Source organism: Allobosea sp. Root670 (assembly GCF_001429415.1).
In the GTDB taxonomy this organism is placed as follows: Bacteria; Pseudomonadota; Alphaproteobacteria; order Rhizobiales; family Beijerinckiaceae; genus Allobosea; species Allobosea robiniae.
The window spans coordinates 439,859-453,246 of sequence record NZ_LMJU01000017.1; the positions used below are offsets into that span (position 1 = coordinate 439,859).

Annotated in this window: 13 protein-coding genes; 10 read left to right on the plus strand and 3 right to left on the minus strand. The window is 66.5% G+C overall.

The window, feature by feature from the left end; genetic code table 11:
- The first annotated feature begins 135 nt into the window (after positions 1 to 135).
- The 8 genes from ASE61_RS20120 to iolB all read left to right on the plus strand — a co-directional run bounded on the left by ASE61_RS20120 (position 136) and on the right by iolB (position 10,793).
- Entirely contained in the window at positions 136 to 2,004 is a 1,869-nt protein-coding gene (locus tag ASE61_RS20120; protein WP_061969918.1) for a TRAP transporter large permease subunit, read from the plus strand.
- Positions 2,005 to 2,057: 53 nt separating this feature from the next.
- Complete coding sequence (locus ASE61_RS20125; RefSeq protein WP_061969920.1) at positions 2,058 to 3,077, plus strand: TRAP transporter substrate-binding protein; 1,020 nt, start codon at positions 2,058 to 2,060, stop codon at positions 3,075 to 3,077.
- A gap of 158 nt (positions 3,078 to 3,235) precedes the next feature.
- The gene (locus ASE61_RS20130; protein ID WP_061969922.1) at positions 3,236 to 4,039 is read left to right on the plus strand and encodes an SDR family NAD(P)-dependent oxidoreductase; all 804 of its coding nucleotides are present in this window, start codon (positions 3,236 to 3,238) and stop codon (positions 4,037 to 4,039) included.
- 97 nt (positions 4,040 to 4,136) lie between these two features.
- On the plus strand, positions 4,137 to 5,006 hold the full coding sequence (locus tag ASE61_RS20135; protein ID WP_061969923.1) for a MurR/RpiR family transcriptional regulator: 870 nt from the start codon (positions 4,137 to 4,139) through the stop codon (positions 5,004 to 5,006).
- Positions 5,007 to 5,112: 106 nt separating this feature from the next.
- A complete protein-coding gene (locus tag ASE61_RS20140; RefSeq protein WP_061969925.1) occupies positions 5,113 to 7,047 on the plus strand; it encodes a bifunctional 5-dehydro-2-deoxygluconokinase/5-dehydro-2-deoxyphosphogluconate aldolase in 1,935 nt (644 codons plus the stop codon).
- Between the two features lie 73 nt (positions 7,048 to 7,120).
- Entirely contained in the window at positions 7,121 to 8,971 is a 1,851-nt protein-coding gene (iolD, locus tag ASE61_RS20145; protein WP_156407182.1) for a 3D-(3,5/4)-trihydroxycyclohexane-1,2-dione acylhydrolase (decyclizing), read from the plus strand.
- Positions 8,972 to 9,002: 31 nt separating this feature from the next.
- Positions 9,003 to 9,887, plus strand: coding sequence for a myo-inosose-2 dehydratase (gene iolE / locus ASE61_RS20150; protein WP_061969928.1), 885 nt, complete (start codon positions 9,003 to 9,005; stop codon positions 9,885 to 9,887).
- 108 nt (positions 9,888 to 9,995) lie between these two features.
- Complete coding sequence (gene iolB / locus ASE61_RS20155; RefSeq protein WP_061969930.1) at positions 9,996 to 10,793, plus strand: 5-deoxy-glucuronate isomerase; 798 nt, start codon at positions 9,996 to 9,998, stop codon at positions 10,791 to 10,793.
- Positions 10,794 to 10,839: 46 nt separating this feature from the next.
- On the opposite strand, the gene ASE61_RS20160 is transcribed toward iolB, so the two are convergent.
- A complete protein-coding gene (locus tag ASE61_RS20160; RefSeq protein WP_061969931.1) occupies positions 10,840 to 11,148 on the minus strand; it encodes a DUF4156 domain-containing protein in 309 nt (102 codons plus the stop codon).
- Between the two features lie 326 nt (positions 11,149 to 11,474).
- Between ASE61_RS20160 and ASE61_RS20165 the strand changes: the two genes are divergently transcribed.
- Entirely contained in the window at positions 11,475 to 11,705 is a 231-nt protein-coding gene (locus ASE61_RS20165; protein ID WP_244492923.1) for a hypothetical protein, read from the plus strand.
- An 85-nt stretch (positions 11,706 to 11,790) separates the two neighbouring features.
- Here the strand turns inward: ASE61_RS20165 and ASE61_RS20170 are convergent, their stop codons facing one another.
- Positions 11,791 to 12,453, minus strand: a complete 663-nt coding sequence (locus ASE61_RS20170) for a hypothetical protein (RefSeq protein ID WP_061969935.1) — start codon at positions 12,451 to 12,453, stop codon at positions 11,791 to 11,793.
- On the opposite strand from ASE61_RS20170, the gene ASE61_RS26640 reads away from it, so the two are divergent.
- Entirely contained in the window at positions 12,440 to 12,838 is a 399-nt protein-coding gene (locus ASE61_RS26640; RefSeq protein WP_156407172.1) for a hypothetical protein, read from the plus strand. The genes ASE61_RS20170 and ASE61_RS26640 overlap by 14 nt on opposite strands.
- 88 nt (positions 12,839 to 12,926) lie before the next feature.
- On the opposite strand, the gene ASE61_RS20180 is transcribed toward ASE61_RS26640, so the two are convergent.
- The gene (locus ASE61_RS20180) at positions 12,927 to 13,304 is read right to left on the minus strand and encodes a YkvA family protein (protein ID WP_061969938.1); all 378 of its coding nucleotides are present in this window, start codon (positions 13,302 to 13,304) and stop codon (positions 12,927 to 12,929) included.
- Positions 13,305 to 13,388: the final 84 nt, after the last annotated feature.

Genomic DNA, 13,388 nt, shown 5'->3' on the forward strand with positions numbered 1-13,388 from the left:
TATTCACAGTGTGGACCACAAGCGACGCCGACGACCCAACAAGATCGGCGCGGAGGGAGGAACGGAACGATGGCCCCCAGGGCATCCTGCATAGCGGGCGCTTCGCGTCCGGCGACCGGCACCTGAGGCCGCCGCATGGTCGATGTCATCGATACCCTGAAAATCCCTGAGAACCTCAGCGAGAACGAGGACGCACGTCCCGGCTCGGCCATCATGCGCCCGGTCGAGGCCGTCGCTGCCGTGCTGGTCGCCTTCATCATCGGCGTGCTGCTGCTCGGCGTCGTCTCGCGCTATGTCTTCTCGCTGCCCTTCGTCTGGGTCGACGAGGTCGCCTCGATCGCCTTCATCTGGCTTGCCATGCTCGGCGCCGCCATCGCGGTCGACCGCAACGAGCACCTGCGACTGTCGCTGTTCGTCGGCATGATGCCGCCGCGGCTGCGCGAATTCGTCGAGACGCTGGCACTCGTCGCGGTTGCCGCCTTCCTGGCCGCGATGGTCGACCCGGCCATCGAATATGCAATGGAAGAGAGCTACGTCACCTCGGCCGCGCTCAACATCCCCGTCAGCTGGCGTGTCTCGGCGCTGGCCGTCGGCATCGTGCTGATGCTGCTGCTCACCCTGCGCTATATCTTCAAGACCGCGCGCCTCGTCGACATCGCCGCAGCAGTGCTGGTCGTCGGCGGGTTCGGCCTGGCCTTCTGGCTGCTCGGGCCGACGCTGAAGGGGCTCGGCTACTACAACATCCTGATCTTCCTGCTCGGCGTCGTCGCCGCCTGCCTCGTTGCGGGCGTCCCGATCGCCTTCTGCTTCGGGCTGGGCACGCTCGCCTTCCTCGCCTTCTCGACCAGCGTCCCGACCATCGTCATGATCGGGCGCATGGACGAGGGCATGTCGAGCCTCATCCTGCTCTCCGTGCCGATCTTCGTGCTGCTCGGCTGCATCCTCGACGCGACCGGCATGGGTAAGGCGATCGTCGATTTCCTCGCCTCCCTGCTCGGCCATGTCCGCGCCGGCATGTCCTATGTCCTGCTCGGCTCGCTCTATCTGGTCTCGGGCATCTCGGGCTCGAAGGTCTCGGACATGGCGACGGTCGCCCCCGCGCTGTTCCCGGAGATGAAGCGGCGCGGCTACAAGCCCAAGGACCTGATCGCGCTGCTTTCGACCGGCGCCGCCATGGCCGACACCGTGCCGCCCTCGATCGTGCTGATCGTGCTGGGCTCGGTCGCCGGCGTCTCGATTGCCGGGCTGTTCAACGCGGGCTTCGTCATCGCCGGCGTTCTGCTGGTCGCGCTCGCCGGTCTCGCCCGCTGGAAGGCGGCGGCTGAGGACATGAAGGGCGTGCGCCGCGCGCCGCTGGCGGTGATCGGCAAGGTGGCGCTCGTCGCCGCGCCGGCCCTCGTCCTGCCCTTCATCATCCGCGCCGCGGTCGGCGGCGGCGTCGCGACCGCGACCGAGGTCTCGACCATCGCAGTGCTCTATGCGCTCGTCATCGGCATCGTGCTCTATGGCGGCATCGGCCTGCGCAAGTTCTACCAGATGCTGGTCGAGACGGCGGCACTCTCCGGCGCGATCCTGGTCATTCTCGGCACGGCGCTCGCCATGGCCTGGGCGCTGACCCAGACCGGCTTCGCCCGCGACCTCGCCGTCTTCATGGCGAACCTGCCCGGCGGCTGGCTCACCTTCATGGCGGTCACCATCGTCGTCTTCATGATCCTCGGCTGCGTGCTGGAAGGCCTGCCGGCGATCGTGCTGATGGCGCCACTGATGTTCCCGATCGCCAAGAACCTCGGCATCAACGACGTGCATTATTCGATGGTCGTGGTCACCGCGATGAATATCGGCCTGATGGCGCCGCCGATCGGCATCGGCTTCTACATCGCCTGCAAGATCGGCAACGTCTCGCCGGACGAGGCGATGGGCGCGGTCTGGCCCTATATCTTCGCCCTGATCGTCGGCCTCGTCGTCATCGCCCTCGTGCCCGGCCTCTCGACCTGGGTGCTGTGAAGCTCACAACAAGAAACCAGCAAGAAACCAGACACGCTCAAGGAGAAACGCCCATGACCATCTCACGCCGCACCCTGCTTCAGGCGACAGCCGCCGCCTCCGCCATCGGCACCTTCCATATCGGCCGCGCCAACGCGCAGGCCGCCGAGTTCACCTATAAATACGCCAACAACCTGCCCGTCGCGCATCCGATGAACACGCGCGCCAACGAGGCCGTGGCCAAGATCAAGGAAGAGACCAAGGGTCGCGTCGACATCCAGATCTTCCCGAACAACCAGCTCGGCTCCGACACCGACATGCTGAGCCAGGTCCGCTCGGGCGGCGTCGAGTTCTTCACGCTCTCGCCGCTGATCCTCTCGACGCTGGTCGCCAACGCCTCGCTCTCCGGCATCGGCTTCGCCTTCCCGAACTACGATGCGGTCTGGAAGGCGATGGACGGCGAACTCGGGGCTTACGTCCGCGGCCAGATCAACAAGGCCAATCTCGTCGTCATGGACAAGATCTGGGATAACGGCTTCCGCCAGATCACCTCGTCCAAGGGCCCGATCAACACGCCCGACGACCTCAAGGGCTTCAAGATCCGCGTGCCGGTCTCGCCGCTCTGGACCTCGATGTTCACCGCCTTCCAGTCGGCCCCGGCCTCGATCAACTTCGCCGAGGTCTACACCGCGCTGCAGACCAAGATCGTCGACGGCCAGGAGAACCCGCTCGCGATCATCTCGACCGCCAAGCTCTTCGAAGTCCAGAAATACCTCTCCCTGACCAACCACATGTGGGACGGCTTCTGGTTCCTGGCCAACCGCCGCGCCTGGGAGAAGCTGCCGGAGGACCTGCGCGCCATCGTCGCCAAGAACATCAACGCCGCCGCGCTGCTCGAGCGTGACGACGTCGCCAAGCTCAATGCCAACGTGCAGGGCGAGCTCGTCGCCAAGGGCATGGTCGCCAACGAGACCAAGGCCGACGCCTTCCGCGAAGCCCTGCGCAAGGCCGGCTTCTACGCGGAGTGGAAGAAGAAGTACGGCGACGAGGCCTGGGGCATCCTGGAGAAGGCCGTCGGCAGCTCGCTGAGCTGACAACGCCATAATTCCCTCAGCCCTCATCCTGAGGAGCGGGCGCAAGCCCGCGTCTCGAAGGATGCTCCAGCGCTCACTGGAACATCCTTCGAGACGCCGCTTCGCGGCTCCTCAGGATGAGGGCTGAGGCATTTCTTGTTTCATATCGGAGTTACCTCATGGCCGACCGGCTGAAGGGCAAGATCGCCATCGTCTTCGGCGCCGGCTCCTCCGGACCCGGCTGGGGCAACGGCAAGGCCGCGGCCGTAGCCTTCGCCTGCGAGGGCGCCGGCGTCGCCTGCATCGACCTGAACCACGCGGCCGCCGAAGAGACCGCCGCGATCATCGCCGGAGAGGGCGGAAAGGCTCTCGCACTCGCAGCCGATGTGACGAATCTTGCCTCGGTCGAGGCCTGCGTCGCGGAAACCGTGCGGCATTTCGGCCGCATCGACATCCTCCACAACAATGTCGGCGTCACCCATATGGGCGGCCCGGTCGAATTATCCGAGGAGCAGTTCAACCTCTCGCTCCAGCTCAATCTCGGCTCGGTCTATCGCTGCGCCAAGGCCGTCGTTCCGGAGATGCTGAAGGGCGGTGGCGGCGCCATCGTCAACATCTCCTCGCTCGCCGCCATCCGTTGGACCGGCTACCCGTACTTCGCCTACTACGCGACCAAAGCCGCGGTGAACCAGGCGACGGTCGCGCTCGCGATGCAATATGCCAGGCAGGGCATCCGCGCGAACTGCATCATGCCCGGACTGATCGACACACCGCTGATCTACAAGCAGATCTCCGCGCAATACGCCTCCGTCCAGGAGATGGTCGCCGCCCGCGACGCACAGGTGCCGATGGGCAAGATGGGCACCGCCTGGGACATCGCCAACGCCGCCGTCTTCCTCGCCTCCGACGAGGCGAAATTCATCACGGGCGTCTGCCTGCCGGTCGATGGCGGCCAGAGCTGCACAACCGCACCGCTGGGCTAACCTATAGTCGAGCGTTCATTCCTCCATTGGAACGCTTGCTCCATTTCCGCTTCGCTGCCAGAACTGTCGACAACAGGGACGGCAACGGGAATCCAGGATGAGCGAAACCGCCGTTGCGGAGCTGCCGCGCGACTTCGACGAATTGCGCGCATCGATCCTCAGTCAGCGCGAAAGCCTGCCCAAGCGCATCGCCCAGATCGCAGCCTATGCTCTCGACAATCCCGACGAGATCGCCTTCGGCACCGCCGCCAGCATCGCGGTCTCGGCCGGCGTCCAGCCCTCCACGCTGATCCGCTTCGCCCAGCATCTCGGCTTCGACGGCTTCACCAGCCTGCAGGGCGTCTTCCGCGCCCGCCTGCGCGAGCGCAATTCCAGCTATGAGGAACGCCTCAACACGCTGCGGGTCGGCGATGGCACCGCGGCCGGCAACCACCGCATCCTCGACGGCTTCCTGACCGCCTCGCGCAAGTCGCTGGACGTGATGAGCCGCACCATCGACGAAGCCACGCTTGATCGCGCGATCGATGTGCTCGCCCGCGCCGAGACCATCTATATCCTCGCCCGGCGCCGCTCCTATCCGGTGGCGAGCTATCTCGCCTATGCGCTCGGCAAGCTCCAGGTCCGCAACCAGCTCGTCGAGTCGGCTGCCGGCCTCGATCCCGAGATGATCGCCTTCGCGACGCCGAAGGATGCCGTCCTCGTCATCAGCTTCTCGCCCTATGCGCCCGCGACGATCGAGGACGCACGCGGCCTCGCGGAACGTGGCGTGCCGCTCGTCGCCATCACCGACAGCGCCTTCTCCCCGCTCGCCAGCATCGCCAAGCTCTGGTTCGAGGTCGCCGAGGCGGATTTCGGCGGGTTTCGCACGCTGGCCTCGACCATGGCGCTCTCGATGGCGCTCGCCGTCGGCGTCGGCGAGGCGCGCCGGGCCGGACGCGGCAGGGGCCGCCGTGCCGGACACGCCTAAAGCTTTAGGAACATACATTCCGCATTGACGAATTGATGGAATTATTATTTCATTCCCGCAACCGGAGCCGCTCGGCTTCGATGATCATCGCTGCCGGGAGGAAGACATGGCGGGACCGCTCGGCGGATCGGCGCAGGCGCTCGACGTCATCACCATCGGCCGCGCCTCGGTCGATCTCTACGGCCAGCAGATCGGCTCGCGGCTGGAGGATGTCACCTCCTTCGCCAAGTCGGTCGGCGGCTGTCCGGCCAATATCGCGATCGGCACCGCCCGGCTCGGCCTGCGCTCGGCCCTGCTGACCCGCGTCGGCAACGAGCAGTTCGGCCGCTTCCTGCGCGAGCAGCTCTCACGCGAGGGCGTGAATCTCGACGGCCTCAAGACCGATCCCGAGCGCCTGACCGCGCTCGCCATCCTCTCGGTCGAAAGCGACAAGGCCTTTCCGCTGCTGTTCTACCGCGAGAACTGCGCCGACATGGCGCTGGAGGAAGGCGATATCGACCCCGCCTTCATTGCCAGGGCCCGCGCCGTCGTCGTCACCGGCACGCATTTCGCCCGGCCTGGCCCGGAGGCCGCCCAGCGCAAGGCGATGAAGCTGATGCGCGCAAACGGTGGCAAGGTCGTGCTCGATATCGACTACCGCCCGAATCTCTGGGGCCTCGCCGGCCATGATGCCGGCGACAACCGCTACATCGCCTCGCAGGCCGTCTCCGAACGGATGAAGACCGTCCTGCCCGGCTGCGACCTCATCATCGGCACCGAGGAAGAAGTACTGATCGCCTCGGGCGAGAGCGAGCTCCTGCCGGCGCTGAAGACCATCCGCTCGCTGACGCCTGCGACCATCGTGCTCAAGCGCGGCCCGATGGGTTGCATCGTCTATGAGGGCGCGATCCCCGACGATCTCGAAGAGGGCATCGTCGGCAAGGGCTTCCCGATCGAGGTCTACAACGTCTTGGGCGCGGGTGATGCCTTCATGTCCGGCTTCCTGCGCGGCTGGCTCGGTGGCGAGAGCCTCCAGACCGCCGCGACCTGGGCCAATGCCTGCGGTGCTTTCGCCGTCTCGCGCCTGCTCTGCTCGCCGGAAAGCCCGACCTTCGAGGAGCTGCAATATTTCCTCAAAAACGGCAGCCCGCACCGGGCGCTGCGCAAGGACGAAGACATCAACCACATCCACTGGGCGACGACGCGCCGCCGCGACGTGCCCTCGCTGATGGCGCTCGCCTGCGACCACCGCTCGCAGCTCGAAGAGCTCGCGGCAAAGGCCGGTGCCGATCCCGCCCGCATCCGCGATTTCAAGGTGCTCGCGGTCAAGGCCGCCGCCCGCGTCGCCGATGGCCGCCCCGGCTACGGCATGCTGCTCGACGAGAAGCATGGCCGCGAGGCGATGTTCGAATTCGCCCGCCATCCCTTCGCCTGGCTCGGCCGCCCGGTCGAACTGCCGGGCTCGCGCCCGCTGCGCTTCGAGACGAGCCAGGATATCGGTTCGCTCCTGCCGGAATGGCCGGTCGATCACTGTATCAAGGCGCTCTGCTTCTATCACCCTGACGACCCGGAAGATTTGAAGCGCGAGCAGCAGGAGAAGCTGCGCGGTCTGTTCGAGGCGGCGCGCAAGGTCGGCCGCGAATTGCTGATCGAGATCATTGCCAGCAAGAACGGCCCGCTCGGCCCCGACACGATCGCCCGCGCGCTCGGCGAGCTCTATGCGCTCGGCATCAAGCCGGACTGGTGGAAGCTGGAGCCACAATCCTCCCCTGCCGCCTGGGCCGCGATCGAGAAGTCCATCGCGAAGCATGATCCCTGGTGCCGCGGCGTGCTGCTGCTCGGGCTCGACGCGCCGGCCGAGGAGCTGGAGGCCGGCTTCGCAGCCACCGCATCCGCCTCCATCGTCAAGGGCTTTGCCGTCGGCCGCACCATCTTCATGAGCGCGGCGGAGGGCTGGCTTTCCGGCAAGCTCGACGACGAGGCAGCCATCGCCGACATGGCTGGCCGCTTCGAGGCGCTGACCGGCCTCTGGCTTGCCACGCGCGGCCGGAAGGCGGCCTAGCGCATCGGCCCGAAAAGTGGGAACCGGTTTTCGGACCAAGCCGATGCTAAGAAGACTCCCGACCGGAGACAGGATCATGAGCACCGTCCGCCTCACCATGGCGCAGGCGCTGACGCGCTTCCTTAGCCGCCAGATGACCGAGATCGATGGGCAGCGCCTGCCGATCTTCGGTGGCGTCTGGGCGATCTTCGGCCATGGCAATGTCGCGGGCCTCGGCGAGGCGCTCTGGCATGAGCGCGAACGCCTGCCGACCTTCCGCGCCCATAACGAGCAGGCCATGGCCCATGCCGCCATCGCCTATGCCAAGGCCAACATGCGCCGCCGCTTCATGGCCGCAACGACCTCGATCGGCCCCGGCGCCACCAATCTCGTCACCGCCGCCGCGCTCGCCCATGTCAACCGGTTGCCGGTGCTGCTGCTGCCGGGCGACGTCTTCGCCAACCGCATTCCCGATCCGGTGCTTCAGCAGGTCGAGGGGCTCAGTGACGGCACGGTCTCGGCCAATGACTGCTTTCGGCCGGTCTCGCGCTATTTCGATCGCATCACCCGGCCCGAGCAGATCATCCCAGCGCTGACCCGCGCCATGCAGGTCCTGACTGACCCTGCCGAATGCGGCCCCGTCACGCTCGCGCTCTGCCAGGATGTGCAGGCCGAGGCCTATGACTACCCCGAGAGCTTCTTCACCGAGCGCCTCTGGACGCCGCGCCGCCCCCGCGCCGACCGCGGCGAACTGAAGGCTGCTGCGGAGGCATTGAAGGCCGCGAAGAAGCCGCTGATCGTCGCTGGCGGCGGCGTGCTCTATTCCGGCGCCAGCGACGAGCTCGCCCGCTTCTCGGCCGCGACCGGCATTCCTGTCTGCGAGACGCAAGGCGGCAAATCCGCCCTGCCCGACGACGACGCGCTCAACATGGCCGCCGTCGGCGTCACCGGCACGGGCGCAGCCAATCGCCTTGCCGCCGAGGCCGATCTCGTCCTGGCCATCGGCACGCGCCTGCAGGATTTCACCACCGGCTCCTGGGCCCTGTTTGGCACTGCCGGGAAAACGATCATCGGCCTCAACGTCCAATCTTTCGACGCCGGCAAGCATCGCGCCTTGCCCCTCGTCGCCGACGCCCGCGAGGGTCTCGCCGAGCTGGCGGAGGCCATCGGTGGCTGGAAGACGCCGGAGAGCTGGACCAACAATGCCAAGGCCGGCAAGACCGACTGGCAGAAGGAAGCCGGCCAGGCCACCGCCGCCAGCAATGCCGCCCTGCCCTCGGACGCGCAGGTCATCGGCGCGGTCCAGCGCACGCTGGGTTCGGACGTCATCCTGCTTCATGCCGCGGGCGGCCTGCCGGGTGAACTGCACAAGCTCTGGCAGGCGGGAGCGCCCGGCTCCTACCATGCCGAATACGGCTTCTCCTGCATGGGCTACGAGATCGCCGGTGGGCTCGGCGCCAAGATGGCGAGGCCCGACAAGGAGGTCGTCGTCATGGTCGGCGACGGCTCCTACCTGATGCTCAATTCCGAGATCGCGACCTCGGTGATGCTGGGCCTGAAGCTCACCATCGTCCTGCTCGACAATCGCGGCTTCGGCTGCATCAACCGCCTGCAGATGGCCACCGGCGGCCAGAGCTTCAACAACCTGCTCAAGGACAGCAGGCACGAGACGCTGCCGGAGATCGATTTCGTCCAGCACGCCGCCAGCATGGGCGCGATCGCGGTGAAGGCCGCCTCGATCGCCGAGCTGGAAGCCGCGCTGGCGCAGGCCAAGACCAACACCCGCACGACCGTCGTCGTGATCGACACCGACCCGCTGATCTCGACCGGCTCCGGCGGCGCCTGGTGGGACGTCGCGGTGCCCGAGGTCAGCGAGCGCGCCGAGGTCCGCACGGCGCGGACGAATTACGACGAACGACGCAAGCGTCAGACCATCGGCAACTAAGCCGTTCCCATAGGCGAGAAAGACCCGACACATGATCCGCATCGGCGCGAACCCCATCGGCTGGTCGAATGACGACATGCTGGAGATCGGCGGCGACATCCCGCTCGAGACCTGCCTGACGGAAGCCCGCGAAGCCGGCTTCACCGGCATGGAGCTCGGCAACAAGTTCCCGCGTGAGGCGGCGAAGCTGAAGCCGATCCTCGACGCCCACGGCCACGCTCTGGTTTCCGGCTGGTACTCGACCGAGCTGCTCGACCGCGACGTCGCCGCCGAGATGGTCGCCGTGAAGGCTCATGCGACGCTGCTGCGCGACATGGGCTGCTCGGTCCTCATCGCCGCAGAGACCTCGAACGCGATCCATTCGGACATCACCAGGCCGCTCTCGACCCGGCCCGTCCTGCCGAAGAACCGCTGGGACGATTTCGGCGCGCGCTATACCAATTTCGCCGAGGCCCTGAAGGCCGAATACGGTTTGCAACTCGTCTATCACCACCATATGGGCACGGTGGTGCAGACCGAGGCCGAGATCGACCGGTTCATGGGCGTCACCAGCCCGACCGTGGGCCTGCTGCTCGACACCGGCCACGCCACCTGGGGCGGCGGCGATCCCGCCCGCATCGTCAGACACTGGAAGGCGCGCATCCACCATGTCCACTGCAAGGACATCCGCGAGGCTGTGATGTGGCGCTCCAATCGCGAGGACTGGTCCTTCCTCGAATCCGTGCTCGCCGGCGTCTACACCGTGCCGGGCGACGGCCTGATCGACTATGTCCGCGTGCTCCGGGAGCTTCAGGGCTATTCCGGCTGGATCGTGGTCGAGGCCGAGCAGGACCCGAAGAAGGCGGAGCCCGCGACCTATGCGAAGCTCGGCCACGCCAATCTCACCCGCTTCATCAGGGAAGCCGGGCTGGCTTGAATAAGGCCGTCATTCTCGGGCGTAGCGTAGCGCAGACCCGAGAATCTCTGGCAGGAGATGCTCGGGTCGAGCCCGAGCATGACGAGCGTAACAGATAGGAAACCGCCGATGTCCCATCTCAAGGTCCGCCCTGCCGGCACCAGCGGCCGCGTTACCCATGTCACGCCGGAAAGCGCCGGCTGGACCTATGTCGGCTTCGATCTGCACCGCCTGAAGCCGGGCGAGACCGTCTCGGCCGCGACCGGCGATCGCGAGACCTGCCTCGTCTTCGTCACCGGCAAGGGCAAGGTCGCGGCCGGCGGCGAAAACCTGGGCGAACTCGGCAGCCGCATGAGCCCGTTCGAGGGCAAGCCCTGGTCGGTCTATCTGCCGGAAGGTTCCGATTGGTCCGTCACCGCGACGACCGATCTCGAACTCGCTGTCTGCACGGCGCCTGGCCTCAAGGGCGGCCTGCCCGTCCGCGTCATCGGGCCGGACGATCTCGGCCAGGAGATCCGCGGCAAGGGTTCCAACACCCGCCACGTCACCAACATCCTGCCCGAGAACGAGCCGGCGGATTCGCTGCTGGTGGTCGAGGTCATCACGCCGGCCGGCAACACCTCCAGCTATCCCCCGCACAAGCACGACCGGGACGACCTGCCGCACGAATCCCATCTGGAGGAGACCTATTACCACCGCCTCAACCCGCCGCAGGGCTTCGGCTTCCAGCGCGTCTATACAGATGACCGCAGCCTGGACGAGGCGATGGCGATCGAGGATGGCGACGTCGTGCTGGTGCCGAAGGGCTATCATCCCTGCGCCACCTGCCACGGCTACGATCTCTATTATCTCAACGTCATGGCCGGCCCGCAGCGGACCTGGAAATTCCACAACGCCGCCGAGCACGAATGGCTGCTGAAGGGCTGACCGACGCCGGCCGGATCAGCTGACGGCGGCGTGGCTCGCTCGCCTCTCAGGGGTTGCACTTGTAGACGGCGCCCTTGGTGTCCGGGCCCTTCCATTTGATGTCGGCAGCGTTGGCGAGGACATGAGTCCCCCCCAGCTCCGCCGCAGCGATCTTCAGGCGCGTGATCACCGAATCGCGCGTCTTGTCGAGCGGCATGATGACCTGGGAGCTGTCCTGCCCGTCGACTTCACCAAGCTTCGCGCAATTCTCCACAACACTCTTCGCATCGGTCACGACCACGATGCTGCTGCGCGAGGTGTGATAGGCGCAGGCGCCAAGCAGCAGGGCCGGCAGAAGGATGAAAAAGCGGGGCATCGTCACGTCCGGACTGGGCTGATCGGGTCTGCGCCCATGTTCGCCCGCTTCGGCACAAATGCAAGCCTGAGCCCGCGTGAAACCGCTCCGGCGCGCCCTGCATCGCCGGCGACTCCGCCGAACTGTCGCAATTCCAGCGGAATTGTCGCGATTTGACGCTGCGAACTTTAACGCAAAGCCCGCGTCATTCTTGACCTGCAGACCGAGCTGCTCTTAAGTCCACCTCAGGCCAATGGGAGGCTGAAAAGGGATAAAATATGCGTAGCATTCTGATCGTTGGCGCCATGGCCGCTCTTCTCGCTGGTTGTCAGACCGCGCAGGAGTCCATGGCCGACGCCGAAGTGACCTGTGAGGCCCAGGGCTTCCGCCCCGGCACCCGCGCCTACCAGAAGTGCCGCTCGGCGAACTATGTCGAGAACCGCCGCGCCTCGAACGAAGCCGGCTCGGCTGTCGCGGCTGGCGTCGCCGCCGGCGTCGTCGGTGGTGCGCTGATCGCCGCCGACAACCGCTCCTATTACGGCCGTGGCTACTACGGCCGCCGCGGCTACTGGTGGTAAGATAGCGGGCGCCCTCTTCGGAAGGCACCCCGTCAGCTCTTCGAGCCCTGCGGCGTTTCGCGCCGCAGGGCTTTTTTGTTGCCCGTCAGCGCCGGGCGGCCCGCTTGCGGGCGGGTGCGGCTGCCGGCTCGCTGGACGAACCCGAGCTCAGGAGCGAACCGATCACATAGGCCGCGAGCCCGAGTCCGACGACGACCGCCATCGGCTCGCGTTCGGCCCGCTTTGCCAGCATGCGCCCGCCCCTGTCTGCATAGTCGCGGGCCATCGCCGCATAGTCGCCGGCGCGGCCGGCATAATCATCAGCGACGTCGCGATGCGAGCGCAGCCAGCTGCCGCCCGATTTCAAGGCCCGATTGCCGGCATCGGCCGCATCGGAGCCGTAATCCTGGAGCCAGCCGCGCCAGCGCCCATAGTCAGGCTGATAGCGCTCCCAACCCGACGAAGGCTGACTGCGCAACATCGCCCAGGCGACGAGGCCGATGCCGGCCACACCCAGACCAAGCGCCGCGAGCGGGTGACGCTCGACGCTGTGCACCACGGCCTGCCCGCCGCCGCGGACCGCCTCGAGCGGCTCGGCCTCGTCCCACGCATCCTTGGCTCGCTCGTAATGATCCTTGACGGTCTCCCCGGCCTTGCCCGCGAGATCGGCCGCCTTGCCGCGCAGACTGCTCACGCTGGCTCCCACGGCCTCGCCGGCCTCGTCGGCGGCCTTCGGAACATCGGGCGGGAAACTGTTGCTGATCGCCATGGCGGTCTCTCCGTTCTTGGAAGGGGTCATGGCCAGAGAACGAAGCGGGAGCGGCCGGGTTCCAGACCGCGACAAAACAACCGAACCACGATTCGCCGCCGCTTCGGCCACGACCGCGTCACGATTGAATGCGATTCACCCGAGAACAGGGGCATTCAACGAGAAGGAGACGCGCATGCATGTTCAGCACCTCCAGATCGCTCACCCGTTCGTTCTCTCCGATCCCGAATGGATCGCACTGGAGAGCATCGAGGAGGAGACCCGCCACTTCATCTTCGACGAGACGATGCTGCATTCCCTGCAGGATCGTGGCCTCGTCGAAGCCGACGGCGCCATCTGGCGGGTCACTCAGACCGGCCAGAAGCGCCTGAGCGAACGCGATTGAGGCGGATGACGGCCGGATGATCCGGCACAAGCGATGGACAACCAGGCCCGCCCCTTCGGCGGGCTTTTCCATGCATGGCCGCCGATACTCAGAATGATCCAGCCGGCCAGAGCCACCAGAGCAGCGCAGCCCCGGCTCCAATCCAGATCGCCAGGATCGCGGCCATGCCGCCATAGCTCGCCTGCTTCGCCTGCCCGGCCGCCATCGCCCGGTATTCGGCCATCAGACCGGGGGGAATGAGCTTCACGACCAGCAGGATGCCGAGCGGCACGATGATCAGGTCGTCGAGATAGCCCAGGATCGGGATGAAATCCGGGATGAGGTCGATGGGGCTGAGGGCATAGGCGGCGACTGCCCCCGCCGCGAGCTTCGCATACCACGGCGTCCGGCTGTCACGGGCCGCGATCCACAGGGCGAGTACATCCCGCTTGAGCAGGCGCGCCCATTGCTTCGCTCGTTCGAGCATGACAGGCCTTGCCGGTTTCGATCTTGCGCCGTCCCGTTAGCAGATGTCCGCTGCCGGGTCTCATTGTTCGCTGCGCTGGAAATG

What these genes read in the sequence shown, in the direction of transcription:
- ASE61_RS20140 (WP_061969925.1), top strand. Translation starts at nt 5,113, where the DNA reads ATGGCGGGACCGCTCGGCGGATCGGCGCAGGCGCTCGACGTCATCACC.
- ASE61_RS20125 (WP_061969920.1), top strand. Translation starts at nt 2,058, where the DNA reads ATGACCATCTCACGCCGCACCCTGCTTCAGGCGACAGCCGCCGCCTCC.
- ASE61_RS20170 (WP_061969935.1), bottom strand. Translation starts at nt 12,453, where the DNA reads ATGGCGATCAGCAACAGTTTCCCGCCCGATGTTCCGAAGGCCGCCGAC.
- ASE61_RS20160 (WP_061969931.1), bottom strand. Translation starts at nt 11,148, where the DNA reads ATGCCCCGCTTTTTCATCCTTCTGCCGGCCCTGCTGCTTGGCGCCTGC.
- ASE61_RS20135 (WP_061969923.1), top strand. Translation starts at nt 4,137, where the DNA reads ATGAGCGAAACCGCCGTTGCGGAGCTGCCGCGCGACTTCGACGAATTG.
- iolE (WP_061969928.1), top strand. Translation starts at nt 9,003, where the DNA reads ATGATCCGCATCGGCGCGAACCCCATCGGCTGGTCGAATGACGACATG.
- ASE61_RS20165 (WP_244492923.1), top strand. Translation starts at nt 11,475, where the DNA reads ATGGCCGACGCCGAAGTGACCTGTGAGGCCCAGGGCTTCCGCCCCGGC.
- ASE61_RS20130 (WP_061969922.1), top strand. Translation starts at nt 3,236, where the DNA reads ATGGCCGACCGGCTGAAGGGCAAGATCGCCATCGTCTTCGGCGCCGGC.
- ASE61_RS20180 (WP_061969938.1), bottom strand. Translation starts at nt 13,304, where the DNA reads ATGCTCGAACGAGCGAAGCAATGGGCGCGCCTGCTCAAGCGGGATGTA.
- iolB (WP_061969930.1), top strand. Translation starts at nt 9,996, where the DNA reads ATGTCCCATCTCAAGGTCCGCCCTGCCGGCACCAGCGGCCGCGTTACC.
- ASE61_RS20120 (WP_061969918.1), top strand. Translation starts at nt 136, where the DNA reads ATGGTCGATGTCATCGATACCCTGAAAATCCCTGAGAACCTCAGCGAG.